This window comes from Zeimonas sediminis (genome assembly GCF_023721795.1).
Lineage (GTDB): Bacteria > Pseudomonadota > Gammaproteobacteria > Burkholderiales > Burkholderiaceae_E > Zeimonas > Zeimonas sediminis.
On the sequence record NZ_JAMQYE010000001.1, the window covers coordinates 2,539,813 to 2,565,524 of the forward strand.

Genomic DNA, 25,712 nt, shown 5'->3' on the forward strand with positions numbered 1-25,712 from the left:
GGGAAAAGCCTTTCATTACAGCCTATAGGGGGCCGGCCTGTCAATCCGGGCTCGGCAAGATATCCACAGGCAGGGTAAAATGTCGTGTTTCGGTGACCGCCCTTGCGACCACCCTTTCCCCTTTCCCAGGACCCCGTCCCCCAGATGCTCGACCGCTGGCTCGCCTGCGTGGCGCAACTCGAAAGCGAGATCCCCGCGCAGCAGTTCAAACCATGGATCAAGCCACTGGTTTACCTGGGCTACGACGAAAGTGAGCGCGTGCTCAGGCTTGGCGTGCCGAATCACTTCAAGCTGAACTGGGTCAAGTCGCAGTTCGAGTCCCGGATCGAGGCGATCGCCCGCAACGCGATCGACGAGCAGCTCAGCGTTCGCTTCGAGATCCACCGCCCCGATCAGGAACCGGTTCCGGCGCGCCACCCTGCCGCCAACGGCACCGAGATCGAGCCGACGCCCGACGAGACCGACGAATTCGGCCTGGAGAGCCTCCCGGCCGGTTCGCAGAACCCGGCGACGCCAAGGTTCCCGCAGCCGTCTTCGGCGCCCGACAACGATCCCTTCGTGGCCGATCCGTTCACGCCCGACTTCGCCGCCCCCGACACCCAGACCCGGCTGCGCCCCGAGCTCACCTTCGACTCCTTCGTGCACGGCAAGGCCAACCAGATGGCCTGGTCGGCGGCGTTGCAGGTCGTCGAGCGGCCCGGCACCTCGTACAACCCGCTGTTCCTGTACGGCGGCGTGGGTCTCGGCAAGACCCACCTGCTGCACGCGGTCGGCAATTCCATCCTCGAGCGGTCGAAGCGCGCGCGGGTGCGCTACATCCACGCGCAGGACTACTTCGACGAGATGGTCCGCGCGATCCAGCGCAAGTCGATCCAGGACTTCAAGCGCAAGTACCAGCAGCTCGACCTTCTGCTGGTCGACGACATCCAGTTCCTGGGCGGCAAGGAGCGCACGCAGGAGGAGTTCTTCTACACCTTCGAAGCGCTGCTGTCGGCCCGCAAGCAGCTGATCATCACCAGCGACACCTACCCGAAGGAGCTGTCGGCCTTCGAGGACCGGCTGGTGTCGCGCTTCGGTTCGGGCCTGATCGTCGAGATCGAGCCGCCCGAGCTGGAGATGCGGGTGGCCATCCTGCTGAAGAAGGCCGAGCAGTCCGGCGAGAAGCTGCCTGAAGAAGTCGCCTACTTCATCGCCAAGAACCTGCGCTCGAACGTGCGCGAGCTCGAAGGCGCGCTGCTGCGGGTGATCGCCTTCGCCCGCTTCCGCGGCCGGCAACTGTCGGTCGACCTCGCCCGCGAGGCGCTGAAGGACCTGCTCGAGCTGTCGCGCCCGCCCATCTCGATCGAGTCGATCCAGAAGACCGTGGCCGACTTTTTCAAGATCAAGACGGCCGACATGTACAGCAAGCGCCGGCCCGCGCACATCGCCCGCGCGCGGCAGGTTGCCATGTACTTCGCCAAGGAGCTCACCCAGAAGAGCTTCCCCGAGATCGGCGAGGCCTTCGGCGGCCGCGACCACACCACGGTGATGCACGCGGTCAAGCGGATCGCCGAGCTGCGCCAGCACGACCAGGAGTGGAACCGCCAGCTCCACGTGCTCGAACAGACGCTCAGGGGATGACCGGTGAACAAGTTCGCGAACATCGGTCGGACAACTGCGGGAGCCAATGTGGACAAGCTGCCTGTTTTCCGGGCAGCGCCCACTTGTTCGAATCGCTCCCCAGCATCGGGCACGCGTTCTCCCGACGCCGAAACCCGCCGCAAACCCAGCACTGGCGCGGCCCGGCCCGCCTTGTCCACAGACTAGTTCTTCGTACAGCAAACAACAGCAACAGGAATCAAGAGCAATGCTTTTCATCAAAGCCGACCGCGACGCGATCCTGAAACCGCTGCAGACGGTGGCCGGCATCGTCGAGCGACGCCACACGCTGCCGATCCTGGCCAACGTGCTGTTGCGCAAGCACGGACCCGTCGTGTCCTTCCTCGCGAGCGACGTCGAGATCCAGGTTCAGACCACGGCCGAGCTCGGCGCCGGCCCCGAAGAGGCCGCGACCACCGTGTCGGCCAAGAAGCTGATCGACATCCTTCGCGCGCTGCCCGAAGGCGTCGAGGTCTCGATCCGGCTGGCCGACAAGCGCGCCACGATCCAGGCCGGCAAGAGCCGCTTCGCGCTGCAGACGCTGGGCGCCGAGGACTTTCCCACTGTGGCGGTCAACGAGCAGTTCAGCGCATCGTTCTCGCTGCCGCAGAAGCAGCTCAAGCACCTGTTCCAGATGGTGCACTTCGCGATGGCCCAGGCGGACATCCGCTACTACCTGAACGGCCTGCTGCTGGTCACCGACGGCGAGTTCGTGCGCGTGGTGGCCACCGACGGCCACCGCCTCGCCTACTGCCAGGCGCGCATCGAGGGCGCGGCGCTCGCCAAGCAGGAAGTGATCATTCCCCGCAAGACCGTGCTGGAGCTGCAGCGCCTGCTCGCCGACAGCGACGAGCCGGTCGCGATCGACGTGTCGGGCAACCAGGTGCGGCTGCGCTTCGGCGAGGTCGAGATGGTCTCCAAGCTGGTCGAAGGGAAGTTCCCCGACTACCAGCGGGTGATCCCCAGCGGCTACAGCAAGCACATGATCTGCAGCCGCGACGTGATCGCCAGCTCGCTCGCGCGCGCGTCCATCCTGACCTCCGACAAGTTCAAGGGCGTGCGGCTGAGCCTCGCCCCCGGCCTGCTCAAGGTGCAGACCAGCAATGCCGAGCAGGAAGAGGCGGTCGACGAGATCGAGGTCGACTACACCGCCGACCCGATCGAGATCGGCTTCAACGTGAGCTACCTGCAGGACGTGCTCGGCAACCTGAAGACCGAGCAGGTCCAGATCGATTTCGGCGACGCCAACACCAGCGCGCTGCTCACCGTTCCCGACGACGGGGACTTCAAGTACGTCGTGATGCCGATGCGCATCTGAGCCCAGGCATCCGAGGCAAGCAATGACCGAAGCACAGAACAGTTACGACTCCTCCGCGATCCAGATCCTCGAAGGCCTCGAGGCGGTCCGCAAGCGGCCGGGCATGTACATCGGGGACACCTCCGACGGCACCGGCCTGCACCACCTGGTCTTCGAGGTGGTCGACAACTCGATCGACGAGGCGCTGGCCGGCTACTGCGACGAGATCGTCGTCACGATCCACACCGACAACTCGATCTCGGTGCTCGACAACGGCCGCGGCATCCCCACCGGCATCAAGTGGGACGACAAGCACGAGCCCAGGCGCAGCGCCGCCGAGATCGCGATGACCGAGCTGCACGCCGGCGGCAAGTTCAACCAGAACAGCTACAAGGTGTCGGGCGGCCTGCACGGGGTGGGCGTGTCCTGCGTGAACGCGCTGTCGAAGTGGCTGCGGCTCACGGTGCGGCGCGACGGCAAGGTGCACTTCATCGAGTTCGAGCGCGGCTTCGTGAAGAACCGCATCGTCGAGGAGCAGGACGGCGTCCAGGTCTCCCCGATGGCGGTCACCGGCGACACCAGCCTGCGCGGCACCGAGGTGCACTTCCTGGCCGACGACGAGATCTTCACCAACGTCGACTACCACTACGAGATCCTGTCCAAGCGGCTGCGCGAGCTCTCGTTCCTGAACAACGGCGTGCGCATCAAGCTGGTCGACCAGCGCAACGGCAAGGAAGAGGACTTCGCCTTCGCCGGCGGAGTGCGCGGCTTCGTCGAGTTCATCAACAAGAACAAGACCGCGCTGCACCCCACGGTCTTCCACGCCACCGGCAGCAAGGACCTCGACAACGGCCTGGCCATCTCGGTCGAAGTGGCCATGCAGTGGAACGACAGCTACAGCGAGCAGGTGCTCTGCTTCACGAACAACATCCCGCAGCGCGACGGCGGCACGCACCTGACCGGCCTGCGCGCGGCGATGACCCGCGTGATCAACAAGTACATCGAAGAGAACGAGTTCGCGAAGAAGGCCAAGGTCGAGACCAGCGGCGACGACATGCGCGAGGGCCTGACCTGCGTGCTGTCGGTCAAGGTGCCCGAGCCGAAGTTCAGCTCTCAGACCAAGGACAAGCTGGTGTCCTCCGAGGTGCGTGGCCCGGTCGAGGAGATCGTGGCCAAGGCGCTGGAAGACTTCCTGCTGGAAAAGCCGATCGACGCGAAGACCATCTGCGGCAAGATCGTCGACGCGGCGCGCGCCCGCGAGGCCGCCCGCAAGGCCCGCGACATGACCCGCCGAAAGGGGCTTCTCGACGGCGTGGGCCTGCCCGGCAAGCTGGCGGACTGCCAGGAGAAGGACCCGGCCAAGTCCGAGCTCTTCATCGTGGAGGGCGACTCGGCCGGCGGCTCGGCCAAGCAGGGCCGCGACCGCAAGTTCCAGGCGATCCTGCCGCTGCGCGGCAAGGTGCTCAACGTCGAGAAGGCGCGCTTCGACAAGCTGATCTCGTCGGAGCAGATCGCCACGCTGATCACCGCGCTGGGCACCGGCATCGGTCCCGAGTACGACGTGGCCAAGCTGCGCTACCACCGCATCATCATCATGACCGACGCGGACGTGGACGGCAGCCACATCCGCACCCTGCTGCTCACCTTCTTCTACCGGCAGATGCCGGACCTGGTCGAGCGCGGCCACATCTACATCGCGCAGCCGCCGCTGTACAAGGTCAAGCACGGCCGCGACGAGCGCTACCTGAAGGACGACCACGAGCTCAACCAGTACATGCTGCGCCACGCGCTAGACGGCGCCAGCCTGGTGCCTGGCGCCGGCGCCGAGCCGATCAGCGGCGACGCGCTGGGCGAGCTGGCCCGCAAGTACCTGGTGGCCGAGGCGGTCATCGACCGGCTGGCCCGGATCATCGACGCCGACGCGCTGCGCGCGATCCTGGACGGCTGCGAAATCGACCTGTCGGGCGAGACCGCCGCGCGCACCTCGGCCGAGAAGCTGGCCAAGGGCATGCTGCGCTACATGCCGCCCACCTCGTCGGACGCGCCCACGGTGCGCGCCAGCTACGACGACCGCCACGAGAAGTGGATGCTGGTCATCGAGCGCAAGCACCACGGCAACATCAAGGCCAGCGTCATCGACGCCGACTTCCTGGTGTCCGCCGACTACCGGGCGCTGACCGACTGCGCGATCACGCTCGCCGGGCTGATCGGCCAGGGCGCCGAGATCCGCCGCGGCGAGGGCGACAAGCAGAAGGTGCAGCCGGTCGCGGACTTCCGCGCCGCGATGCGCTGGCTGCTCGCCGAGGCCGAGCGCGGCGTGAGCCGCCAGCGCTACAAGGGCCTGGGCGAGATGAACGCCGAGCAGCTCTGGGAGACCACGATGGACGCCAGCGCCCGCCGCCTGCTGAAGGTGCAGATCGAGGACGCGATCGCCGCGGACCAGATCTTCACCACGCTGATGGGCGACGAGGTCGAGCCGAGAAGGGCGTTCATCGAGCAGAACGCGCTGGTGGCTAGGAACATCGACGTCTGACGGGCGTGCCGGTTCGCCAGCCTCCCCCGATGCGCGTTAGCGAGCCGGCCACCCTGCACTTCACCTGCGGCAAGATGGCCGCCGGCAAGACAACGCTCGCCCGCCGCCTTGCCGCGGAGCTCGGCGCAGTCCTCGTCTCCTGGGACATCTGGCTGCAGCGCCTGTATCCGGACGAGATCGCGGGCTTCGACGACTTCCTCAAGTACTCGGCCCGGCTTCGCGCTGCGATGGGTCCGCACATCTCGGACCTGCTCGCTCGCGGGCAAGACGTGGTGCTCGACTACCCGGCCAACGTGCCGGCGAGCCGTGCGTGGGTGCGCTCGGTGTTCGAGTCCGCCGGGGCGCGCCATGTTCTCCATCTCGTCGACACGCCCGACGAACAGTGCCTCGCGCAGCTGGCGCAGCGCAACCGCGAGTTGCCCGAAGGCTCGGTGCACATGAGCGCCGACCAGTTCGCGGCGATCACCGCACTGTTCGTGCCGCCGGATCCCTCCGAGGGCTTCACGATGCAGGTGCACGGCGTTCCCGGCGCCTGATCCAACCTCTACTGGAGCCGCCATGCTCATCGACTTCTCCCCCCGAGTCCAGGACCTGCAGCGCCGTCTCGGCGAGTTCATGCAGGAGCACGTCTACCCGAACGAGCAGCGCTACTACCGCGAGGCCGAGGAGCTCGGGCCCTGGTCGGTCTACCCGGTGGTCGAGGAGCTCAAGCCCAAGGCCCGCGCGGCCGGGCTGTGGAACCTGTTCCTGCCCGCCAGCGAGCACGGCGCGGGGCTGTCCAACTTCGACTACGCGCCGCTGTGCGAGATCATGGGACGCTCGCACCTGGCGCCCGAGGTGTTCAACTGCTCGGCGCCCGACACCGGCAACATGGAGGTGCTGGCGCGCTACGGCACGCCCGAGCAGCAGGAAAAGTGGCTCAAGCCCCTGCTGGCCGGCGAGATCCGCTCCTGCTTCGCGATGACCGAGCCGAAGGTGGCCTCGAGCGACGCCACGAACATCGAGTCGTCGATCGTGCGCGACGGCGACGAGTACGTGATCAACGGCCACAAGTGGTACACGACCAACGCCACCGACCCGCGCTGCCGGATCGCGATCTTCATGGGCAAGTCGGACCCCGACAACCCGGACCGCTACAGGCAGCAATCGATGATCCTGGTGCCGATGGACACGCCCGGGGTCAGGGTCGTCCGCCCGATCGGCGTGTTCGGCTTCTATGGCGTCCCGGACCGCGCCTCCGAGGTCGTCTTCGAGAACGTCCGCGTGCCGGCCAGCAACATGCTGCTGGGCGAGGGCCGCGGCTTCGAGATCGCGCAGGGGCGCCTGGGCCCCGGGCGTATCCACCACTGCATGCGGCTGATCGGCCTGGCCGAGCGCATGCTCGAGATCATGTGCCGGCGCACGCTGTCGCGCACCGCCTTCGGCAAGAAGATCGCCGAGCAGGGCGTCACGGTGGAGCGGATCGCCGAGTCGCGCATCCTGATCGACCAGGCGCGGCTGCTCACGCTGAACGCGGCGCGCAAGATGGACCTGGTCGGCAACAAGGCCGCGAAGGCCGAGATCGCGATGATCAAGGTGGCGGCGCCGAACATGGCCTGCAAGGTGATCGACTGGGCGATCCAGGCCTACGGCGGCGGCGGCACGAACAACGACGTGGGGCTGGCCTCGGCCTACGCAACCGCGCGCCTGCTGCGCCTGGCCGACGGCCCCGACGAGGTTCACCGCCAGCAGATCGGCAGGCTGGAGCTGGCGAAGTACAGGTGAGGGGCCGGATCGGGCAAACTCTCGCTCCATGAGCGAACCGATCCTGCCGATCCGCCGCGTCGGCATCGACACCTGGCGCGAGAGCGTCGTCTTCCTGCACCGCGACTGCCCGGTCGTTCGCGCGGCCGGCTTTCAGGCGCTGGCCAAGGTGCGGGTGCAGGCCAACGGCAAGTCGCTGATCGGCGTGCTGAACGTGGTCGACGACGAGTGCATCTGCGCGCCGCGCGAGCTGGGCCTCAGCGAGGACGCCTTCCGGCGACTGGGCGTCGAGCCCGGCCACCCGGCCCGCATCGAGCAGGCCGAGCCGGCGCCGTCGATCGCCGCGCTGCACCGCAAGATCACCGGCGAGCGCCTCGAGTCGCACGACCTGCGCGCGATCGTGCAGGACATCGCGGCCGCCCGCTACTCGAAGATCGAGCTTGCCGCCTTCGTGGTGGCCACGAACCAGTTCGAGCTGGACCGCGACGAGGTCTTCCACCTGACCGAGGCGATGATCGCCACCGGCCAGCGAATCGACTGGCAGCGCGAGGTCGGCAGCGGGCCGATCGTGGACAAGCACTGCATCGGGGGCATTCCGGGCAACCGCACCTCGATGCTGATCGTGCCGATCGTGGCCGCGCATGGCATGCTGTGCCCGAAGACCTCGTCGCGCGCGATCACCTCGCCGGCGGGCACCGCCGACACGATGGAGGTGCTCGCCGACGTGGAGCTGCCGCTCGAGCGCCTGAAGGAGATCGTCCGCGCCACGCACGGCTGCCTCGCCTGGGGCGGCACCGCCGACCTGAGCCCGGCCGACGACATCCTGATCTCGGTCGAGCGGCCGCTGGCGATCGACTCGCCCGGGCAGATGGTGGCCTCGATCCTGTCGAAGAAGGTGGCGGCCGGTGCGACCCACCTGGTGCTCGACATTCCGGTGGGCCCGACTGCCAAGGTGCGCAGCATGCCCGCCGCGCAGCGCCTGAAGCGGCTGTTCGAGTACGTGGCCGGCCGGTTGCGGCTGGAGCTCGACGCGGTGATCACCGACGGCCGGCAGCCGATCGGCCGCGGCATCGGCCCGGTGCTCGAGGCGCGCGACGTGATGCAGGTGCTGTCCAACGATCCGGAGGCGCCGCAGGACCTGCGCCAGAAGGCGCTGCGGCTGGCCGGCCGGGTGATCGAGTTCGATCCCGACGTGCGCGGCGGCGACGGCTACCGGATCGCGCGCGACATCCTCGACTCGGGCCGCGCGCTGGCGAAGATGAACGCGATCATCGACGCGCAGGGGCGCCGGCCCGAGCCGCTCGAGCCGGGCACGCTCGGCTTCGAGGTGACCGCGCCGACCGACGGCACGGTGATCGGTGTCGACAACCTTCGTCTCGCGCGCATCGCGCGGCTGAGCGGCGCGCCGCAGGTGCGCGGCGCCGGCGTCGACCTGTTCGTGAAGCTCGGCGACACGGTCCGGGCCGGGCAGCCGCTGTACCGGGTGCACGCGCAGTTCGACGCCGACCTCGCGTTCGCGCGGCGAATGGTTTCGGAGGGCAGCGGCTTCCGGATCGGCGCGGCGGACCTGGTGCCGCGCGAGTTCGCAACGGCTCCCGGCGACGTGCAGTGAGCCTGCTGCTGGCCTTCGACGACGAGGCGGCGCTCGCGCAGCGGCTGGCCCGGGAGAGCGGCTGGCGGCTCGCCTTCGTCGACCGGCATCGCTTTCCCGACGGCGAGACCCGGCTGCGGCTCCCGCCTTCCCTGCCCGAGCGCGTGGCGCTGCTGCGCGGCCTGCAGCAGCCGAACGAGAAGCTCGCCGAGCTGATGCTGGCCGCGGGCGGCGCGCGCGAGCTCGGCGCGCGGCATCTCGTTCTGGCGAGCCCCTATCTCGCCTACATGCGGCAGGACATCGCCTTCGTGCCGGGCGAGGTGGTCAGCCAGCGCCACCTGGGCCGCGCGCTGGCCGCCTGGTTCGACGCGGTCGTCACGGTCGATCCTCACCTGCACCGCGTGTCGTCGATGGACCAGGTGGTGCCCGGCAGCCGGGGCATCGCGCTGTCGGCCGCGCCGCTGCTCGGCGAATGGGTGGCCGGGCAGGTGCCCGGCGCGCTGCTGCTCGGGCCGGACGAGGAGTCGCTGCAGTGGGTGCGCGCGGCGGCCGAGGCGCACGGTCTGGCGTTCGCGGTGTGCCGAAAGCGGCGCCATGCCGATCGCGAGGTCGAGGTCGAACTGCCAGGGGTCGATCTGCGCGGCCGCGCGGTCGTGCTTCTGGACGACGTGGCCAGCACCGGTCGAACGCTGGTCGAGGCGGCGCGCGGCGCGCTGGCGCGCGGCGCGGCCAGCGTGGACGTGGCGGTGACCCACGCGTTGATGGTCGGCGATGCGATGGCCGAACTGAAAGCGGCCGGCGTGCGACACGTGTGGAGCACCGACAGCGTGCCGCACGAAAGCAACGCGGTGTCGATCGCGCCGATGCTGGCGCGGGCGCTGTCGGCGCCGGGCTAGTCGCCTTCGCTGGGCGCGGCGGGGGCTTGGCCCCGGACTGCCTGCCTCACTCCTCTTCGAACCGGCTTGCCCGCCAGGCGAGCGCCGCCTGCAGGCTCTCGGCGCGCGCGATGTCCATGAAGCGCGCCTTGTCGGGCGAGCCGTGCGACTCGATCGCGTGGTCGATGTCGAGCGCGGCGGCCAGCGCGGCTTCGATGCCCTGCACGTCGTAGGTTCGCTGGATCGCCTTCTTGGTCTGCACGACCAGGTCGGGGTCCATCTTCGCCAGGTTGCGCGCGATCCGCATCGCGGTCTCCAGGTGCCGGCCTGGCGGCACCACCTCGCTGACCAGGCCCATCTGCATCGCGAGGCTCGCGCCGACCCGGTCCTGGCCGCTCAGGATGATCCGCTTGGCATGCTTGGGCGAGGCCATCCAGGGCAGCAGCATCGTCACGATGCCGGCGCCGAACTTCAGCTCGGGCTCGCCGAACACCGCGTCCTCGGCGGCGATCGTGATGTCGCAGGCCAGCGCCATCTCGAAGGCGCCGGCCACGCAGGGGCCGTGCACCGCGGCGATCGTGGGCTTGGGCGAGCGCCAGAAGCGCATCGTGGTCGAGAAGTCGAGGTCGAGGATCTCGCGCCACACCTGCGCGCCTTTCGGCGCGCGCTGCATCTGCTCCTTCAGGTCGAAGCCCGACGAGAAGCCCTTGCCGGCGCCGCTCAGCACGATCGCGCGCACGTCGGCGTCCGACTCGGCCGCGTCCATCGCCCGGTTGATCTCGAGCAGCATCGCCTTGTTCAGCGCGTTGAGCCGCTCGGGGCGCGACAGCTCGATGTGCGCGACGCCGTCGGCGACGCTGCAGTTCAGGGTTTCGTAGGACGCTGCGTCGGGCATGTCGGGCTCCCCGGTGCTTGGGTGGGCGGGCAAGGTGGGTGTCTCGGGCATGGCGGGCTCAGGCCTGGCGCGTCCAGGACGGCAGCGGCGCGAGCTCGCCCGCCTCGATCATCGCGCGCAGCCGGCCCCGGTCGATCTTGCCGGTGCGGCCGGTGGGCAGGTCGGCGGCGACCCAGCAGGCGTCGGGCTGCTTGAACCTCTCGAGGCGGTCGGCAAGCGCGGCCCGGATCGCGGCGGCGTCGAGCGCTTCGCCTTGCGCCGGCACCAGCAGCGCGTGGATGCGCTGGCCGAGCACCGGGTCGGGCAGGCCCGCGACCAGCGCCGCCGCCACGCCCGGGCAGGCGCACAGCGCGCGCTCGATCTCGGGCGGCGTGACCTTGTTGCCGCCGCGCACGACCACGTCCTTGAGCCGGCCAACGATCGACACGAAGCCGCCGCCGTCGTGCGAGGCGAGGTCGCCGGTGCGGAACCATTCGCCGGCGAAGGCCTCGCGCGTGATCGCCTCGTCGTCGAGGTAGCCGTTCATGACGAAGGGCGTGGCCAGCTGCAGCTCGCCGGGGGCGCCCGGCGCGCACTCGGCCCCTTGCTCGTCCACGATGCGGTGGCGCACGCCGGCAGCGGGGCGGCCGATCGAGCCCGGGTGGGCCGCGTAGTCCTCGGGGCGCAGCACGAAGTCGCTGGTGGAGGTCTCGGTCAGGCCGTACACGTCCCACAGACGCGCTGGCGCGATCAGCGCGCGCAGGCGCGCCGACAGCTCCTCGCCCAGCGGCTCGCCGCCGATCACCATGTCGCGCAGCGCGCCCACGGCCAGCAGTCGCGCACGAGCGTCCGCGAGCGCGCCGGCGTCGAGCGCGGCGAAGGTCGCACGGATCATCGTCGGCACCACGCCGACCCGCGTGATGCGCTCTTCGGCCAGCGTGGCGAGAAAGCCGGCCGCGTCGAAGCGCGAGCGGGTGACGAGCCCGGCGCCGTGGTTCAGCGCCACCAGCGCGAACCAGATGCCGAAGCTGAAGGTGTCGTTCAGCACCAGCAGCGCGGTGTCGTCGGGCGTGAAGCCGAACAGCCGCTGGTTCTCGGCGAGCTTGCCCGCGAACGCCCGGTGCGACAGCACGACGCCCTTGGGCAGGCCGGTGGAGCCCGAAGTGAAGATCACAAGCGCGGCGTCGCGCAGCATGTCGCGGCGGGCCGGCGCGCCGTCGGCGGGCGCGTGCGGTGCCGCTGCCGCTGGGGTGTGCTGGCCGGGCGTCGCGGCCAGCGCGTCGAGCGCGAGGCGCGCCCGCGCCTTCTGCTGGATCGCCGCGATGCTGCCGTCGGGCGCCGTGCGGTGCACCGGCACCGCGACCGCGCCGGCGGCCCACACGGCGGCGAAGGCGGCGAAATCGAGCGGATGGTTCGACACGCGGACCAGCACGGTCTCGTCGGGCTCGCAGCCCGCCGCGCGCAGCGCGGCGGCGAGCGCGTCGATGCGCTCGAGCAACTGCGCGTAGCTCAGCCGGGTGCCGTCGTCGCCGCGCACCGCCGGGCGGGCGGCGTGCGCGCGCGCGGATTCGCGCAGCGCGGCAAGCAGTGGAAGGTCGCTCACTTCGCGCGCGTCTGCAGCGCGTGGTAGCCGAGCTGCGCGCGCGCTTCCTTCAGCGACAGCCCCTTCTCGACCAGCTTCATGATCTTCTGCTCGACCGCCTCGATGTCGGTGGCGATCGCCAGGATCTCCTCGGCGCGAGAGGCCGGGATCACGATCACGCCCGAGTCGTCGGCCAGGATGATGTCGCCGGGGCGCACCTGCCGGCCCGATATCGACACCGGCACGTTGATGCCGTCGACCTCGACCCGGTCCTTGCCGGTCATCATGTAGCGGCCGCGCGAGAACAGCGGGTAGCCGAGCTCGCGGATCTTCGGCACGTCGCGGCACACGCCGTCGATCACGGTGCCGGCGATCCCGCGGCGATCGGCGATCACGGTCATGATGTCGCCCCACACGGTGCAGTCCATGCGCCCCGCGTTGTCGAGCACCACCACCTGGCCCGGCTCGACGTCGTCCAGGAAGTCGCCCACCGTGCCGCGCTCGACCTCGCCGGTGACCCGGTACTTGACCGTGAACGCCCTGCCCGCGGTCTTCGCGCCGGGCACGACGGCGGACAGGCCGAGGCAGCCTGCGGCGATGCCCAGGCGGTCCATCGCGTCGGACACGCTGCAGGTGTCGAGCTTGCGGAACTTCTCGACGATCGGGTCGGCGGCCGGTGCGCCGGACTTCCTCGTGGCGGCCTTCTTCGCGCCCTCGGCCTTCTTCGTTGCCATGTGCTCCATTCTCCTCGGTGACTGGTCGCCGGGGCTTGCCCGGGTCGGCTCACCCGGCAGCGGCTCGATCAGCGCTCGAGCATCCGCTCGTAGTTGAATTCGCGGTCGACTTCGACGATCGGCCGACCCGCGCGCAGCGCCTCGACCATCCGCATCTCCTTGTCGAAGATCGCCTCGGCGGCCTCGAGCACCCGGTCGAGCTGCTCGATCGCGATCGCGACGACGCCGTTGACGTCGGCCACGACGACGTCACCCGGCCGCACCGCCACGTCGCCCAGGCGCACCGGCACGTTCCAGGCCTCCTGCACGATGCGGCCGCGCGCGGTGATCGGCACCGTGCCGCGGGCGTGCACCGGGAAGCCGAACGCCTCGCAGGCGTCGACGTCGCGCACCGCGCCGTCGACGACCACGCCCGCCACCCCCTGCTTCAGCGCGCCCATCGACAGGATCTCGCCCCAGCAGTTGTTGTGCAGGTCGCCGCGGTTGTCGATCACGATCACGTCGCCCGGCGCGCTGGCGGCGATCGCGTCCACGCCCAGGTGGGCCTTGCTCTGGACCGCGCCGGCCGCGGTCATCCGGATCGTGACCGCGCGGCCGATCACCTTGGTGCGGCCCCACTGCGGCACGATGCCGATCACCGCGCCGCGCAGGCCCAGCTTGTCGAGCGCGTCGCTCAGGTTCGAGGTGGCGAGCTTCTCCAGGCGGCCCCGGTAGCGGGCGTCGAAGTCGGCGGCTCCTTGCTCGTTCGACGACATTGCTGTCTCCTGAGGCGGGCTCACACGCCCTTCTGCTTCAGCGCCGCGTCGACCCAGGCCGACGAATAGGCGCCGCTCTCGATCTCGGCGATCGTCTTCGCCTCGGCGGCGGCCTTCTCGCGCGCCAGACCGGCGATCCGCAGCGCGTCGGCCGGGGCGATCGCCACCAGCCCGTCGGAATCGCCGACGATCACGTCGCCCGGGTTGACGACCATGCCGCCCACGCAGATCGGCGCGTTGACGATGCCGGGCCCGTCCTTCATCGGGCCGCGCAGGTTCACGCCGCGCGCCCAGCACGGGAAGCCTTGCTCCTCGAAGGCGTCGACGTCGCGCACCGCGCCGTCGATCACGAAACCCACGGCGCCCTTGGCGCGGCCGTGGCGCATCATGATCTCGCCGACCAGCGCGCGCGAGACGTCGCCCTCGCCGTCGACCACCAGCACGTCGCCCGGCCGCAGCATGTCCAGCGCCTTGTGGATCAGCAGGTTGTCGCCGGCCCGGACCTTCACCGTGAAGGCGTTGCCGCAGACGGCGACCGGCGACCGGTTGACCGGCAGCAGGCCGACCGTGCCGAGCAGCCGGCCGGTGACGTCGCTGATCACCGAGGTGGCGAGGCCCTGCAGGGCCCGGATGCCGTCGGCGTGGGGTTCGACTCGGGGGTGGATCGCGATTCCGTGGGTCATGTTCTTCCGGCGGGTGCGGCGCGGTTGCAGGGGTGGCTCGGCGCCCGTGCGCCGCTCGAAGGGAGCAATCTAAAGCAAGTCGGCCGGCCCCGGGACCTCCGGCGGGTTCCGCTTTCGATGCGAGTGCCGAGGCGGCCCGGCAGGCGCGCGCTGTACGATCTCTGGCAACGGGGCAAGGCCCGCAACCCCGAGGCCGCCCGCCGAAGCGAGGAGAACCATGAGCACCCCGATGAAAGCCGCCATCCGAGACGACCACGGCCTCGCCTTCGTCGAGCGCCCCCGCCCAGCCCCGGGCCCCGACGACGTGCTGGTCCGCGTGCGCGCGATCGCGCTGAACCGCGCGGACCTGGGCGTGCTCGCCGGGCACATGCACGGCAGCATCGGCGGCAGCGGCACCGTGCTGTGCATGGAGTGGGCCGGCGAGGCGGTCGAGGTCGGCGCCAACGTGAGGAACGTGAAGGCCGGCGACCGGATCATGGGCTCCAGCGCGGCGGCGGCCGCCGAGTACACGACCGCCGACCACGGGCGCGTCTACCCGATCCCGGAGGGCATGGATTTCGAGCGGGCCGTCACGCTGCCGGTCGCGCTGCAGACGATGCACGACGCGGTGGTGGTCAACGGCCGGCTGAAACCGGGCGAGTCGGTGCTGGTGATGGGCGCGTCGTCGGGCGTGGGCCTGATGGCGATGCTGATCGCGAAGAAGATGGGCGCCGGCTTCGTCGTCGGCACCTCGACTCACGCCGGGCGGCGCGCGCGGCTGGGCGAGTTCGGCGCCGACCTGGCGGTCGACACCTCGGACCCGGCCTGGCCCGAGCAGGTGCTGAAGGCCACCGGCGGCAAGGGCGTGGACCTGGTGATCGACCAGCTGTCGGGCGACACGGTGAACGCCAGCATGAAGGCCGCTGCGGTGCTCGGCAGGATCGTCAACGTGGGCCGGCTGGCCGGCTCTCGCGCCGAGTTCGACTTCGACCTGCACGCGCTCAAGCGGATCGACTACATCGGCGTGACCCACCGCACCCGCAGCGTGCAGGAGATCCGCGAGGAGTGCCGCAAGACCTGGGCCGACCTGGCGCAGGGCGCGGCCGACGGTTCGCTCGCGCTGCCGATCTCGGCGAGCTTCCCGTTCGAGCGGCTCGGCGACGCGTTCGCGATGATGCGGGCGAACGAGCACTTCGGGAAGATCGTGGTCACGATGCCCTGATCTCCGCGGGTGCGCAGGCCACCCCGCGGTTCACTCCGCGGGCAGCGTCTGCAGGAAGCGCAGCAGGTCGAACTGCTGGTCGACGGAGAGCACCATTCGCATCGGCGGCATCGGCTGCCCGGCGATCATGTGGTGATGCATGCGGATGCGCGCCTCGCGCATCCGCTCCCGGTCCATGACCGCGCCGGGGTGGCCGTTGCGCAACTTGTGCAGCGCCTCCCACGGGTTCTCCGAGGCCACCGTCCCGAGGTACTCGGGCTCGCTCGCGCTGCCGAAGTTCATCGCCTGGCCGTCGGCCCCGTGGCAGGCGATGCAGTTGTGCCCGTAGAGCCACCTGCCGCCGACCGGGTCGCCGAGCACCTGCTTCGTGGCCGGGTCGATCCGCCCGCGGCTGTCGATCATGCCGCCGCTGACGAACCAGGCGAGCCGCAGGAGCGCCTCGTCGGGCAGTCGCTCGCCGTAGCGGTGGGTCGGGTCCTTCAGGATCGACACGATCCCGGCCGGATCGGTGCCGGCACGTCGCTCCAGGCCCGCGATGCCGGTGTAGTGCGAGCCCTTGCGGTAGGCGCCGTCCTTGCCGAGGTAATCCCAGCCATGGCACTCCTTGCAGCGCCAGGTGACTGCGCCCTTCTGCTTGCCCGCCGCGGGGTAGGACGGGTGGGTATCGGCGGGCTCGTCGAGCCCGCAGACCGTCCACCACTTGTCGTAGAGCCGGCCTCCCTGCGCGACCGGGTCGACTTGCCGGCCCTGCCAGCCGGCTTCGCTGCAGGCCTGTGCGTGAACGCCCGCGGGTGCGGCCGCGGCGAGCGCCGCGCACAGCGCGAGAACCATCTTCATGCTGCTCATGATGGTCGCCTCCTTGCCGTCGATTGCTCACCTTAGACCTGCGGGCGCCCCCTGTCCACGCCGCGGGGGGGGGCGCACGGCGACGCGCGGGGCGCGCCGATGCCGCCCGCCGGTCGCGCTTCCAGGTTGATGGGCCGCCGTCCGTCCCTTACGATCTCCTGGCCATGATTCCCCTTCCTCTTCCCCCCGGCATCCGCTCCCGCCATCTCCCCGGCATCAACGGGCTCGACATGCACGTGCTCGAGGCCGGCCACGAGACGCCCGGCCGCCCGCTGCTGTTGCTGCTGCACGGCTTCCCCGAGCTCGCGTACAGCTGGCGCAAGGTGATGCCGGCGCTCGCCCAGGCGGGCTATCACGTTGTGGCGCCCGACCAGCGCGGTTACGGTCGCACCACCGGCTGGGATCCGGACTACGACGGCGACCTGGCGCCGTTCTCGATGCCTTCGCTGGTGCGCGACGCGCTGGCGCTGGTCTTCGCGCTCGGGTATCGCTCGGTGGCCGCGGTGATCGGCCACGACTTCGGCTCGCCGGTGGCGGCCTGGTGCGCGCTGATCCGGCCCGACGTCTTTCCCGCGGTCGCGATGATGAGCGCGCCCTTCTCCGGCCCGCCCGCCCTGCCCTTCGTGCCGGCCGGCAACGCGATCCACGAGGCGCTCGCCGCGCTCGACCCGCCGCGCCGGCACTACCAGTGGTACTACTCCACGCGCGAGGCCAACGACGACATGTGGCGCTGCCCGCAGGGGGTGCACGACTTCCTGCGCGCCTACTACCACTTCAAGAGCGCCGACTGGCCCGGCAACCGGCCCCATCCGCTCGCGGCCTGGACCGCCGAGGAGCTCGCGAAGCTGCCCGACTACTACGTGATGCCGCTCGACCGGGGCATGGCCGAGACCGTGGCCCCGGAGATGCCGTCGCCCGCGGCGATCGCCGCCTGCCGCTGGCTGCCCGACGACGAGCTTCGCGTCTACAGCGGCGAGTACGCGCGCACCGGCTTCCAGGGCGGGCTGCAGTGGTACCGCTGCGGCACGTCGGACCGCTTCAACGCCGAGCTCTCGCTGTTCGCCGGCCGCACGATCGACGTGCCTTCGTGTTTCATCGCCGGGGCGGCCGACTGGGGCATCCACCAGCGGCCCGGCGCGCTCGAGGCGATGCAGCGCAAGGCTTGCACCCGGATGCTCGGCTGCCATCTGGTCGACGGCGCCGGCCACTGGGTGCAGCAGGAGCAGCCGGAGGAGACGGCGCGGCTGCTGCTCGGGTTCCTGGCCTCTGCCACGGCGGGCTGAGCGCCCGGGACGCAGCGCTCGACCGCGAGAAACCATGTCCCGACAGCCGATCGCCAACCTGCTGTTCGTTCTCGCGCTGTCGGCCGGCCTGGCCGGCTGCGCCCACCGGCTTCCCGCCGCGGAGCGGGTGCCGAGCTTCGCGGTCGCAGCCACGGACGACACGCCGCTGGCGAGGATAGCCTCGCGCGAGCTGGCGGGAAGCCCGGCCGATCACTCGGCCCTGCACCTGCTGCGGGGCGGCAAGGAGGCGCTGGCGGCGCGCCTGGCCCTGATCGAGCGCGCGCAGCGCAGCGTCGACGTCCAGTACTACATCTGGCGTGCCGATGCCAGCGGCCAGCTGATGGCGACTGCGCTGAGGCGGGCGGCGGAGCGGGGCGTGCGTGTTCGCCTCCTGCTCGACGACTGGGGCTCGCGTCCCACCGAGGCGGAACTCGGCCTGCTGGCCGCGCACCCGAACGTCGAGGTTCGCCTGTTCAATCCGTTGCCGCTGCGCTGGGCGCTCACGCTCGGGATGCTGCTCGACTTCGAGCGCGGCAACCGCCGCATGCACAACAAGGCGCTGGTCGCCGACAACCAGGCGGCGATCGTCGGCGGCCGCAACGTCGGCGACGAGTACTTCGAGTCGCGCCGCGAGTTCGTGTTCAGCGACGTGGACGCGCTTGCGCTCGGGCCGGTCGTGCGCCAGGTCTCGAAGGGCTTCGACGCCTACTGGAACAGCGTCGATGCGGTCCCGGTCGCTCCCGGCGACGCGACGGCCCCCGCGCCGGAACGGCAGATCGACGAAGCGCTGCACGAGTCCGTCGCGAGCACCGGCTTCGCGCAGCGCCTGGACGGCGGAACCCTTCCCTTCCAGGCCGGTCGCGCGCTCGCGCTGTACGACTTCCCCGAGAAGGTGGATCCGACGGCCAGCCGCGACGCCCGACCGGGCCTGGGCCGGCAGATCGCGGCGGTGGTCGCCGAGCCCGGGTCGGAGCTCCTGCTTGTGTCGGCCTATTTCGTGCCGGGAGCGGGTGGGGTGGAGCAGCTCCGTGGCTTCCGCTCGCGCGGTGTACGGGTCGTGGCCGTGACCAACTCCCTGGCGGCAACCGACGTGCCGGCGGTGCATGGCGGCTACGCCCGCTACCGGAAGCCGCTGCTCGAGGGCGGCGTCGAACTGTACGAGATCCGTGCGGATGCGCAGGAGACCGCGGCCCGCAACCCGCGGCGACCTGGCTCTTCGAGGGTCAGCCTCCACGCAAAGTTGATGGTCATCGATCGCCGCGTCACGTTCATCGGCTCCATGAACATCGATCCGCGCTCGGTGGCGCTCAATACCGAGAACGGCATCGTGTTCGAGAGCGCGGAGATGGGCGAGGCCATCGCGTCCGGGATCCGGCGCGCGCTGGGCGAGTCGGCCTATCGGCTGGAGATCGACGGTGGCGCGCTGCGCTGGCGCGGCGGCGCCGACGGCAGGGAAGTGCTCGAATCCGAGCCCGGCGCCAGCCTGTGGCTTCGGCTGAAGACCCGTTTCATGTCCTGGCTGGCGATCGAGGAGCTTCTATGAGGCCTGGTACCCGGCAAATCGCATTCTCGAGGCTGGTGATCGCGATGTCCTGCGCGGGCTTGATGTCGGGGGCGGCGGCGGCGGGCTACTGGGGCGGCGAGCCCGGTGGCGAGCCGGGCGGGGCCTGGCAGCACGTTCCGCTGAACGCGCGCAAGACCCCAACCCGCTACGAGGTCGCCCGCCACGAGGGCGAGATCGTGCTGGCGGCAGACGCGCGGGGCGCGGTGAGCCTGGTCATGCGCGCGGCCGATGTCGATCTCGAACGGGCTCCCGTCGTGACCTGGCGGTGGCGGCTCGACGAGCACCCGACCGGCGCGGACAATTCGATCGCCGCCAGGGAGGACGCCGCCGCGCGGGTCGTCTTCGTGTTCGACGGCGACAGGTCGCGGCTGCCGTTCCAGGATCGCGCCGTCATGCGGGTGGCGCGATCGCTATCGGGTCGCGACCTGCCCTACGCGACGCTGATGTACGTGTCCTCGCCACAGGCGGCCGTTGGAACCATCGTGCCCAATCCCCACACCCGTCGCGTTCAGATGATCGTCGCCTCGACCGACCCCGGCGGCCCGGGCGGCTGGCATTCGCTGCGGCGGGACCTGGTGCGCGACTTCGAGCGAGCCTTCGGCGAGTTGCCCGGCCGGTTGATCGCCTACGGGGTCATGACCGACAGCGACAACACGGCCAGCCGGGCCCGCGCGCGCTACGGGCCGATCCGTTTCGTCCCGCGCTGACCGGGGTCGAGCGCGGACGCGAGGTCAGCGGGGCGTGCCCATCAGGTGCCTGGCCAGCGCGTGGAAGGCGGGCAGCGAGGTCGGGTCGTTGGCCGCATTGCCCGCGACCGGGTGCGAGGCGTAGCGCGCGATCACCATCTCGGCCGTCGGGTCGATGTAGAGGGCCTGCCCGTGCACGCCGCGCGCCGCGAAGGCGCCGTGCTCGTTGTGCGTGATCCACCACATGTTGCGGTAGGTCCAGCCGGGAAGCAGCCGGTAGCCGGCCTTGGCGAAGTCCTCCTCCCGGCCACCGCGCCGGATGTCACCGACGGCCGAGGCGGGGATGATCTGCTGGCCGTTGAAGCGCCCGTTGTTCCGGATCATCTCGCCGAAGCGGGCCAGGTCGCGCAAGCCGGTATTGAGCCCGCCGCCGGCGAAGGGCGTGCCTATCGAGTCCACCGTCATGTAGGCGTCCTGCTCGGCGCCCAGCTTGCTCCAGATTCGCTCGGAGAGCAGGTGCGCCACCGAGCGCCCGCTGGCGCGCGCGACGATCCAGCCCAGCGCATCGGTGTTGGCCGTTCGATAGGCGAAGGCCTCGCCGTGCGCGCCTTGCGGCTGCACGGTCTGCAGGAACTCGTAGTAGCTGCGTGGCCCGGTGTAGCCCTTGGGCTTCGGGAGCGGGCTGCCGGCCGCCGCATGGGCCCAGACCTCGGCCTTCGGATCGGCGTAGTCCTCGCTGAACCGGATCCCTGTGGTCATGTCCATCACCTGCCTGACCGTCGCGCTGCCGAACGCCGATCTGGCGAGCTCGGGCACGTAGTCGGCCACCCGACGCTCCGGGTCGAGCTTGCCCTCGGCGACGAGCATCGCCGCGAGCGTGCCGACGAAGGACTTGGTCACCGACATCGCGCCGTGCTGGCCGTCGGGCTTCAGCACGCCGAAGTAGCGCTCGTAGACGATGCGCCCGCGGTGCAGCACGACGACGCCGTCGGTGTAGTTGGCCAGCAGCGATTCCGCCCAGCTCATCGTGCGGTCCGACCCGAGCGGCGTGAAGCGCAGGCCGTCGATCTCGTCGCGCAGCGCTCGGGGCAGTGGCGCCGCGGGTCCGAGCCCGCGCGACACGTTCACCGTGGGCATCAGCTGCCGGAAGTTCGACACGCTCCAGCGCATCGCCGGAAAGTGGAAATAGGAGCCGTCCTCGAATCGCACCGTGCGGTCCGGCGGCGGCGGCGAGCCGACCATCCAGCCCATTTCGGCCGGGTCGCTGGCCCGGGCGTCCGGAAACTGCGACGCGCTGGCGCCGCCCGCAAGGCCGCCAAGGCTCGCGCAGGACGCGAACGCGATCGAGCTCGCGACCGACCGCCAGGTTCTCGGCATTCCAATCATCAGCATTTCGGCCTCCGTCCAATCGATTCCCGGATCCGTCGCCGGCCGGGGTCAGTGCCTGACGCCGAGCCTGCCAGCGTCGACCAGCTTCGCCAGGTCGGCGCCGGCGAGCATCCGGATGCCGTTGCCGCGCGCGAACTGCGCCGCCCGCTCGGTGACCTCGCCGATCGTCACGAACACCGCATCGTGCGTATCGCGCTTCTGGCGCGCGGCCTCGAGCTCGCGCAGCGGCTCGAGCCCCAGCTTGGCGCCCTTCCAGCGGCGCGCCGCCACCACCGCGGTGCGGCCGGCCTTCACGGTCAGGAAGTCGGCGCCGCCGTCGATCTTCTCGACCGTGTAGCCGTCGCTTCGCAGGCCGGCCTCGAGCACCGACGAGAACTCGGCCCAGGACATCGCGCCGGCCGCCTCGAGCGCCTGCGCCACCTTCTTCGGGCTGGGCGCCTTGAACTGCCGCCAGCCGGCGATGCCGGCGATCAAGAAGAAGGGCAGGGCGCCGAATGCGCCGACGATGAAGTACTTCGCCGGCAGGATCGCCTGGGCCGCCAGCACGAAGGCAACGCCGACCGCCGCGCTGATCCACCACGACGAGCGCAGCAGGATCGCGAACAGCGAGTTCTCGGCCATCTTCCACTTCATCGCGCCGGTCCTTCGATGTTTCCGGGTTTCATTGTCGCGGTCCGTCAGTCGTTCGGGCCGTCGCGTCGCAGCACCGTCTCGATGTCGCGGATGCGCAGGTAGTACGCGCGACCGAGGCGGCCGACCGGGCGCAGCGACTCGATCTTCATCGGGTCGACCCGGTGGTTCATTCCCTTGTACTCGCCCAGGTAGAGGCGCTCGTCGACGTGTGTGCGCACCACGCGGCCCATCACCCAGTGGTGGTTGCCCACCTCGACGATCTGGTGCAGCACGCACTCGAAGGCCACCGGCGAGCCGAGCACCCGGGGCGGGCGCACCGATTCGCCGGCGACGGCCTGGAGGCCCGCGTGGGCGAACTCGTCCTCGCCCGGCGGCAGGTTGTCCGAGGTCTTGACCATTTCGTGCAGCAGCGCCTCGGGAACCATGTTGACCACCAGCTCGCCGGTGTCCCGGATGTTCTGCAGCGTGTCCTTGTACTCGGCGCCCGCGGTCTTCGGCCGCGGGCCGACCGCGAAGCCGATCACCGGCGGCTGGGCGCTGCACACGTTGAAGAAGCTGTAGGGCGCGAGGTTGGCGCGGCCCTGCGTGTCGACCGTGGACACCCAGGCGATCGGCCGCGGCGTGATGGAGTCGCGCAGCAGCAGGTACATCTCGTCGTGCTTGAGGTCGTCGGTGGCGAGGCTGATCGTCTTCGGGGTGTCGGTCATGGTCGGGTGGGTGTGTTGTGGGATCCGCGAAGTTACCAAGAAATCTCGGGCCTTCGTCCCGCGACCATGTCGGCAACCACCCGCCCCGATCCGCAGGCCAGCGTCCAGCCAAGCGTGCCGTGGCCGGTGTTCAGGTGCAGGTTCGGATAGCGGGTCGGGCCGAGATACGGCAGGTTCGACGGCGTGGCCGGCCGCAGTCCGCTCCAGAACTCGGCCCGGCCGGCCTCGCCGGCGCGCGGGAACAGCTGCCGGACGCGGGCGAGGATCGCCTCGCAGCGCCGGCGGTTCAGCGATCGGTCCCAGCCCGACAGCTCGGCGGTGCCGGCGATGCGCAGCCGTTCGCCCAGCCGCGAGAACACCAGCTTGTGCGAGTCGTCGGTCAGCGAGGCCTGCCAGGCCGCTTCGGGGTCGGCGACCGGCATCGTGACCGAGTAGCCCTTGGCCGGGTACAGGTTGAGCCGGATGCCGAGCGGCGCGGCGAGCAGGGCGCTCCAGCTGCCGGCGGCAAGCAGCCAGCGGTCCGAATCCAGCCGCACGAAGCCGCCGCCGGCGTCGATCGCCTCGGCATGGTCGATGCCGCCGGCCGCGGCGCGCAGTGCGGTGACGTGGTGGCCGTACAGGAAGCGCACGCCTAGCGCCTCGCAGCGACGCGCGAGCTCGCGGGTGAACACCCGCGCGTCGCCGGACTCGTCCCCCGGCGAGAACGTCGCGCCGACCAGCGAGGGCCCGATCGAGGCGAGCGCCGGCTCGATCGTCACGGCCTCGGCGGCCGACACGACGCGCCGCTCGCAGCCCAGCTCGGTCATCAGCCGGGCCGGCTCGCGGGCGGCCTCGAACTCGGCCGGGTCGGTGTAGAAGTGCACGATGCCGCGGACCTGCGCGTGGTAGTCGATGCCGGTCTCTTCGCGCAGCGCCCGCAGCGCCTCGCGGCTGTAGAGGCCCAGCGCGACCAGCCGCCGGATGTTCTCGCGCGTGCGCGCCGCGGTGCACTCGCGCAGGAAGCCGGCCAGCCACCACCACTGGCGCCAGTCGGCGCGCGGGCGGAAAAGCAGCGGGGCGTCCGACCGGGCGAGCCACTTCAGCACCTTCAGCGGCGCCTGCGGATTGGCCCAGGGCTCGGCGTGGCTGACCGAGATCTGGCCGCCGTTGGCGAAGCTCGTCTCGGCCGCCGGCTGCGACTGCCGGTCGACGACGGTCACCTCGAAACCGGCGCGCGCCAGGTACCAGGCCGAGGCCACGCCGACCACGCCGGCGCCCAGGACGGTCACCCGCATCGCGGCTCCAGGCGGACGGGCAAGGCCGGCAGCGAGCGACGCCGCTTCATTCGAGCGCCCTGAGCGCCGCCTCGTAGGTCTCGTCGGCCTCGCGGGGCGAGGCGGCAGTCACCCCGAGGTCGCGAAGCAGGCCGTCCTTCAGGCCGTACACCCATCCGTGCACGGTGAGCGACTGGCCGCGCTCCCAGGCATCGCGCACGATCGTGGTCCGGCACACGTTGCGCACCTGCTCGATCACGTTCAGCTCGCAGAGCCGGTCGACCTGGTGCGACTCGTGGTACAGCGGACGGATCCGCCCCGGATGCCGCTCGCGCACGTCCTGCACGTGGCGCAGCCAGTTGTCGGACAGGCCGACGCGATCCTGGCGGATCACGGCCCGCACGCCGCCGCAGCCGTAGTGGCCCACGACCATGATGTGCTCGACCTTCAGCACCTCGATCGCGAATTGCATCACCGACAGGCAGTTCAGGTCGGTGTGCGCGACCACGTTGGCGATGTTGCGGTGGACGAAGACCTCGCCCGGCGGCAGGCCGACGATCTCGTTGGCCGGCACCCGGCTGTCGGAGCAGCCAATCCACAGGTAGCGGGGCGACTGCTGGCGCGACAGCTTCGCGAAGAACTCGGGGTCCTGCTCGGTGATCCGCGCGGCCCAGGACCGGTTCTTTCGGAAGAGTTCTTGCAGGACGCGCACGGCAGGCTCGGATGGGTCGTTCGGGATTTTGTATCACAATCCCGGCCGATGAACTTCGCGCACGAAATCCTGGTAGAGACCACCCGCGGCGGCCTGCCCGGGCAGGGCGAGCACGTCGAGAACCGGCACGCCGGATCGGTGGCCGTCGTCGACGCGTCGGGGCGGCTGGTGGCCAGCGCCGGCGACCCCGACTTCCTGTCCTTCACCCGCTCCACGATCAAGCCCTTCCAGGCGCTGCCCTTCGTGCTGGACGGCGGGCCCGGACGCTTCGGCTTCGGCGCGCGCGAGCTGGCGCTGATGTGCTCGAGCCACTCGGCCGAGCCGATGCACGTGGAAACGGTGCGGCGCATCCTGGATCGCGCCGGCGTCGAGCCCGGCCGCCTTCGCTGCGGCTGCCACGTGCCGCTGCGTTTCGCGGCGAGCGGCGCCACGCCGGCGCCGGACGAACGCTTCACCGAGATCGACAACAACTGCTCGGGCAAGCACGCCGGCTTCCTGGCCTGGTGCGCGATGCACGGCGCGCCGATGGAGGACTACCTCGATTTCGACCACCCGCTGCAACGCGCGATCCGGCAGCGGCTCGCCGAGGCCTGCGACGTGCCGGCGGGCGCGATGCGTTCGGGCATCGACGGTTGCTCGGCGCCCAACCACGCGATCCCGCTGCGCTCGCTGGCGCTGGGCTACGCGCGCCTGGGGCAGGGCGCGCGGGGCGAGGGCGAGCTGGCGCCGGCGCTCGGCCAGCTGGCCGACGCGATGCTCGCGCACCCGGAGCTCGTGTCCGGCACCGGGCGGCAGGACCTCGCGATCATGCGCGCCGCGCCGGGCGACTGGATCGCAAAGGCCGGCGCCGACGGCGTGCAGGCGATCGCGGTGCGATCGGCGGGCATCGGCATCGCGGTCAAGATCATGGACGGCAACGGGCGCGCCGCGGTGGCCGCGGCGATCGCCGTGCTCGACCGGCTGGGCCTGATGGACGACGCCCGGCGCGCGGCGCTCGCCGCGATCGCGCGGCCGGAGATCCGCAACGCGCGCGGGCTGCTGGTGGGCGAGGTGCGGCCGGTGGTGGCCCTGCGCCGTCCGTAGCGCGACGGCGCGCCATCTCGAATCGGCATCGCGGCTGCTTGACTCGGCAG

General features: G+C 70.7%; 23 protein-coding genes. 12 read left to right on the forward strand and 11 right to left on the reverse strand.

The features are described from left to right. Positions 1-144: 144 nt before the first annotated feature. From dnaA to M6I34_RS12060, 7 genes are all read left to right on the forward strand, one after another. The gene (gene dnaA, locus M6I34_RS12030; protein ID WP_272485913.1) at positions 145-1,620 is read left to right on the forward strand and encodes a chromosomal replication initiator protein DnaA; all 1,476 of its coding nucleotides are present in this window, start codon (positions 145-147) and stop codon (positions 1,618-1,620) included. 226 nt (positions 1,621-1,846) lie between these two features. Then, positions 1,847-2,956: a DNA polymerase III subunit beta gene (gene dnaN / locus M6I34_RS12035; protein WP_272485914.1), complete on the forward strand. Its 1,110-nt coding sequence runs from the start codon at positions 1,847-1,849 to the stop codon at positions 2,954-2,956. Positions 2,957-2,978: 22 nt separating this feature from the next. After that, complete coding sequence (gyrB, locus tag M6I34_RS12040; protein WP_272485915.1) at positions 2,979-5,468, forward strand: DNA topoisomerase (ATP-hydrolyzing) subunit B; 2,490 nt, start codon at positions 2,979-2,981, stop codon at positions 5,466-5,468. 29 nt (positions 5,469-5,497) lie between these two features. Then, positions 5,498-6,004 (forward strand): P-loop nucleotide/nucleoside kinase family protein, encoded by a 507-nt coding sequence (locus M6I34_RS12045; RefSeq protein ID WP_272485916.1) that lies wholly within the window; start codon positions 5,498-5,500, stop codon positions 6,002-6,004. A gap of 22 nt (positions 6,005-6,026) precedes the next feature. Then, positions 6,027-7,232 carry an acyl-CoA dehydrogenase family protein gene (locus M6I34_RS12050; RefSeq protein WP_272485917.1) on the forward strand — a complete coding sequence of 402 codons (1,206 nt, stop codon included), beginning with the start codon at positions 6,027-6,029 and terminating at the stop codon, positions 7,230-7,232. A 28-nt stretch (positions 7,233-7,260) separates the two neighbouring features. Continuing rightward, a complete protein-coding gene (locus M6I34_RS12055; RefSeq protein WP_272485918.1) occupies positions 7,261-8,823 on the forward strand; it encodes a thymidine phosphorylase family protein in 1,563 nt (520 codons plus the stop codon). After that, positions 8,820-9,698: a ribose-phosphate diphosphokinase gene (locus M6I34_RS12060; RefSeq protein ID WP_272485919.1), complete on the forward strand. Its 879-nt coding sequence runs from the start codon at positions 8,820-8,822 to the stop codon at positions 9,696-9,698. Before M6I34_RS12055 ends, M6I34_RS12060 begins: the two co-directional genes overlap by 4 nt. Before the next feature lie 46 nt (positions 9,699-9,744). Here the strand turns inward: M6I34_RS12060 and M6I34_RS12065 are convergent, their stop codons facing one another. The 5 genes from M6I34_RS12065 to M6I34_RS12085 form a co-directional block, all read right to left on the reverse strand. Then, positions 9,745-10,572, reverse strand: a complete 828-nt coding sequence (locus tag M6I34_RS12065; RefSeq protein ID WP_272485920.1) for an enoyl-CoA hydratase/isomerase family protein — start codon at positions 10,570-10,572, stop codon at positions 9,745-9,747. A gap of 58 nt (positions 10,573-10,630) precedes the next feature. Then, a complete protein-coding gene (locus M6I34_RS12070; protein WP_272485921.1) occupies positions 10,631-12,154 on the reverse strand; it encodes a class I adenylate-forming enzyme family protein in 1,524 nt (507 codons plus the stop codon). Then, positions 12,151-12,867, reverse strand: a complete 717-nt coding sequence (locus tag M6I34_RS12075) for an RraA family protein (protein ID WP_272485922.1) — start codon at positions 12,865-12,867, stop codon at positions 12,151-12,153. The genes M6I34_RS12070 and M6I34_RS12075 overlap by 4 nt, the downstream gene beginning before the upstream one ends. Positions 12,868-12,935: 68 nt before the next feature. Beyond that, on the reverse strand, positions 12,936-13,622 hold the full coding sequence (locus M6I34_RS12080; RefSeq protein WP_272485923.1) for an RraA family protein: 687 nt from the start codon (positions 13,620-13,622) through the stop codon (positions 12,936-12,938). Positions 13,623-13,642: 20 nt separating this feature from the next. Next, the gene (locus M6I34_RS12085; protein ID WP_272485924.1) at positions 13,643-14,305 is read right to left on the reverse strand and encodes an RraA family protein; all 663 of its coding nucleotides are present in this window, start codon (positions 14,303-14,305) and stop codon (positions 13,643-13,645) included. Positions 14,306-14,534: 229 nt separating this feature from the next. Here M6I34_RS12085 and M6I34_RS12090 point away from each other — a divergent pair, with 229 nt between their 5' ends. Further along, the gene (locus M6I34_RS12090) at positions 14,535-15,506 is read left to right on the forward strand and encodes a quinone oxidoreductase family protein (protein ID WP_272485925.1); all 972 of its coding nucleotides are present in this window, start codon (positions 14,535-14,537) and stop codon (positions 15,504-15,506) included. A 30-nt stretch (positions 15,507-15,536) separates the two neighbouring features. Here M6I34_RS12090 and M6I34_RS12095 read toward each other — a convergent pair whose 3' ends face one another. Beyond that, positions 15,537-16,352 (reverse strand): c-type cytochrome, encoded by an 816-nt coding sequence (locus M6I34_RS12095; RefSeq protein ID WP_272485926.1) that lies wholly within the window; start codon positions 16,350-16,352, stop codon positions 15,537-15,539. 164 nt (positions 16,353-16,516) lie between these two features. Between M6I34_RS12095 and M6I34_RS12100 the strand changes: the two genes are divergently transcribed. Genes M6I34_RS12100 through M6I34_RS12110 form a run of 3 tightly spaced genes read left to right on the forward strand, consistent with a single transcriptional unit; the run spans position 16,517 to position 19,906 of the window. Beyond that, the gene (locus M6I34_RS12100; RefSeq protein ID WP_272485927.1) at positions 16,517-17,635 is read left to right on the forward strand and encodes an alpha/beta hydrolase; all 1,119 of its coding nucleotides are present in this window, start codon (positions 16,517-16,519) and stop codon (positions 17,633-17,635) included. Positions 17,636-17,669: 34 nt separating this feature from the next. Further along, positions 17,670-19,178, forward strand: a complete 1,509-nt coding sequence (locus tag M6I34_RS12105; RefSeq protein ID WP_272485928.1) for a phospholipase D family protein — start codon at positions 17,670-17,672, stop codon at positions 19,176-19,178. Further along, entirely contained in the window at positions 19,175-19,906 is a 732-nt protein-coding gene (locus M6I34_RS12110; RefSeq protein ID WP_272485929.1) for a DUF3047 domain-containing protein, read from the forward strand. The genes M6I34_RS12105 and M6I34_RS12110 overlap by 4 nt, the downstream gene beginning before the upstream one ends. 24 nt (positions 19,907-19,930) lie before the next feature. Here the strand turns inward: M6I34_RS12110 and M6I34_RS12115 are convergent, their stop codons facing one another. The 5 genes from M6I34_RS12115 to can are packed head-to-tail and all read right to left on the reverse strand — an operon-like array spanning position 19,931 to position 24,579. Further along, complete coding sequence (locus M6I34_RS12115; RefSeq protein WP_272486675.1) at positions 19,931-21,271, reverse strand: serine hydrolase domain-containing protein; 1,341 nt, start codon at positions 21,269-21,271, stop codon at positions 19,931-19,933. Positions 21,272-21,322: 51 nt separating this feature from the next. After that, positions 21,323-21,907: a restriction endonuclease gene (locus M6I34_RS12120; RefSeq protein WP_272485930.1), complete on the reverse strand. Its 585-nt coding sequence runs from the start codon at positions 21,905-21,907 to the stop codon at positions 21,323-21,325. A gap of 44 nt (positions 21,908-21,951) precedes the next feature. Next, a complete protein-coding gene (locus tag M6I34_RS12125) occupies positions 21,952-22,614 on the reverse strand; it encodes a flavin reductase family protein (protein WP_272485931.1) in 663 nt (220 codons plus the stop codon). A 32-nt stretch (positions 22,615-22,646) separates the two neighbouring features. Next, positions 22,647-23,888 (reverse strand): D-amino acid dehydrogenase, encoded by a 1,242-nt coding sequence (locus M6I34_RS12130; protein ID WP_272485932.1) that lies wholly within the window; start codon positions 23,886-23,888, stop codon positions 22,647-22,649. A 46-nt stretch (positions 23,889-23,934) separates the two neighbouring features. Continuing rightward, positions 23,935-24,579 carry a carbonate dehydratase gene (gene can / locus M6I34_RS12135; protein WP_272485933.1) on the reverse strand — a complete coding sequence of 215 codons (645 nt, stop codon included), beginning with the start codon at positions 24,577-24,579 and terminating at the stop codon, positions 23,935-23,937. Between the two features lie 48 nt (positions 24,580-24,627). Between can and M6I34_RS12140 the strand changes: the two genes are divergently transcribed. Then, positions 24,628-25,662, forward strand: a complete 1,035-nt coding sequence (locus M6I34_RS12140) for an asparaginase (protein WP_272485934.1) — start codon at positions 24,628-24,630, stop codon at positions 25,660-25,662. Positions 25,663-25,712: the final 50 nt, after the last annotated feature.

Coding starts and splice junctions, on each gene's coding strand:
- dnaA (WP_272485913.1), top strand. CDS start 145: ATGCTCGACCGCTGGCTCGCCTGCGTGGCGCAACTCGAAAGCGAGATC.
- dnaN (WP_272485914.1), top strand. CDS start 1,847: ATGCTTTTCATCAAAGCCGACCGCGACGCGATCCTGAAACCGCTGCAG.
- gyrB (WP_272485915.1), top strand. CDS start 2,979: ATGACCGAAGCACAGAACAGTTACGACTCCTCCGCGATCCAGATCCTC.
- M6I34_RS12045 (WP_272485916.1), top strand. CDS start 5,498: ATGCGCGTTAGCGAGCCGGCCACCCTGCACTTCACCTGCGGCAAGATG.
- M6I34_RS12050 (WP_272485917.1), top strand. CDS start 6,027: ATGCTCATCGACTTCTCCCCCCGAGTCCAGGACCTGCAGCGCCGTCTC.
- M6I34_RS12055 (WP_272485918.1), top strand. CDS start 7,261: ATGAGCGAACCGATCCTGCCGATCCGCCGCGTCGGCATCGACACCTGG.
- M6I34_RS12065 (WP_272485920.1), bottom strand. CDS start 10,572: ATGCCCGACGCAGCGTCCTACGAAACCCTGAACTGCAGCGTCGCCGAC.
- M6I34_RS12075 (WP_272485922.1), bottom strand. CDS start 12,867: ATGGCAACGAAGAAGGCCGAGGGCGCGAAGAAGGCCGCCACGAGGAAG.
- M6I34_RS12080 (WP_272485923.1), bottom strand. CDS start 13,622: ATGTCGTCGAACGAGCAAGGAGCCGCCGACTTCGACGCCCGCTACCGG.
- M6I34_RS12085 (WP_272485924.1), bottom strand. CDS start 14,305: ATGACCCACGGAATCGCGATCCACCCCCGAGTCGAACCCCACGCCGAC.
- M6I34_RS12090 (WP_272485925.1), top strand. CDS start 14,535: ATGAAAGCCGCCATCCGAGACGACCACGGCCTCGCCTTCGTCGAGCGC.
- M6I34_RS12095 (WP_272485926.1), bottom strand. CDS start 16,352: ATGAGCAGCATGAAGATGGTTCTCGCGCTGTGCGCGGCGCTCGCCGCG.
- M6I34_RS12100 (WP_272485927.1), top strand. CDS start 16,517: ATGATTCCCCTTCCTCTTCCCCCCGGCATCCGCTCCCGCCATCTCCCC.
- M6I34_RS12105 (WP_272485928.1), top strand. CDS start 17,670: ATGTCCCGACAGCCGATCGCCAACCTGCTGTTCGTTCTCGCGCTGTCG.
- M6I34_RS12110 (WP_272485929.1), top strand. CDS start 19,175: ATGAGGCCTGGTACCCGGCAAATCGCATTCTCGAGGCTGGTGATCGCG.
- M6I34_RS12115 (WP_272486675.1), bottom strand. CDS start 21,271: ATGATTGGAATGCCGAGAACCTGGCGGTCGGTCGCGAGCTCGATCGCG.
- M6I34_RS12120 (WP_272485930.1), bottom strand. CDS start 21,907: ATGAAGTGGAAGATGGCCGAGAACTCGCTGTTCGCGATCCTGCTGCGC.
- M6I34_RS12125 (WP_272485931.1), bottom strand. CDS start 22,614: ATGACCGACACCCCGAAGACGATCAGCCTCGCCACCGACGACCTCAAG.
- M6I34_RS12130 (WP_272485932.1), bottom strand. CDS start 23,888: ATGCGGGTGACCGTCCTGGGCGCCGGCGTGGTCGGCGTGGCCTCGGCC.
- M6I34_RS12140 (WP_272485934.1), top strand. CDS start 24,628: ATGAACTTCGCGCACGAAATCCTGGTAGAGACCACCCGCGGCGGCCTG.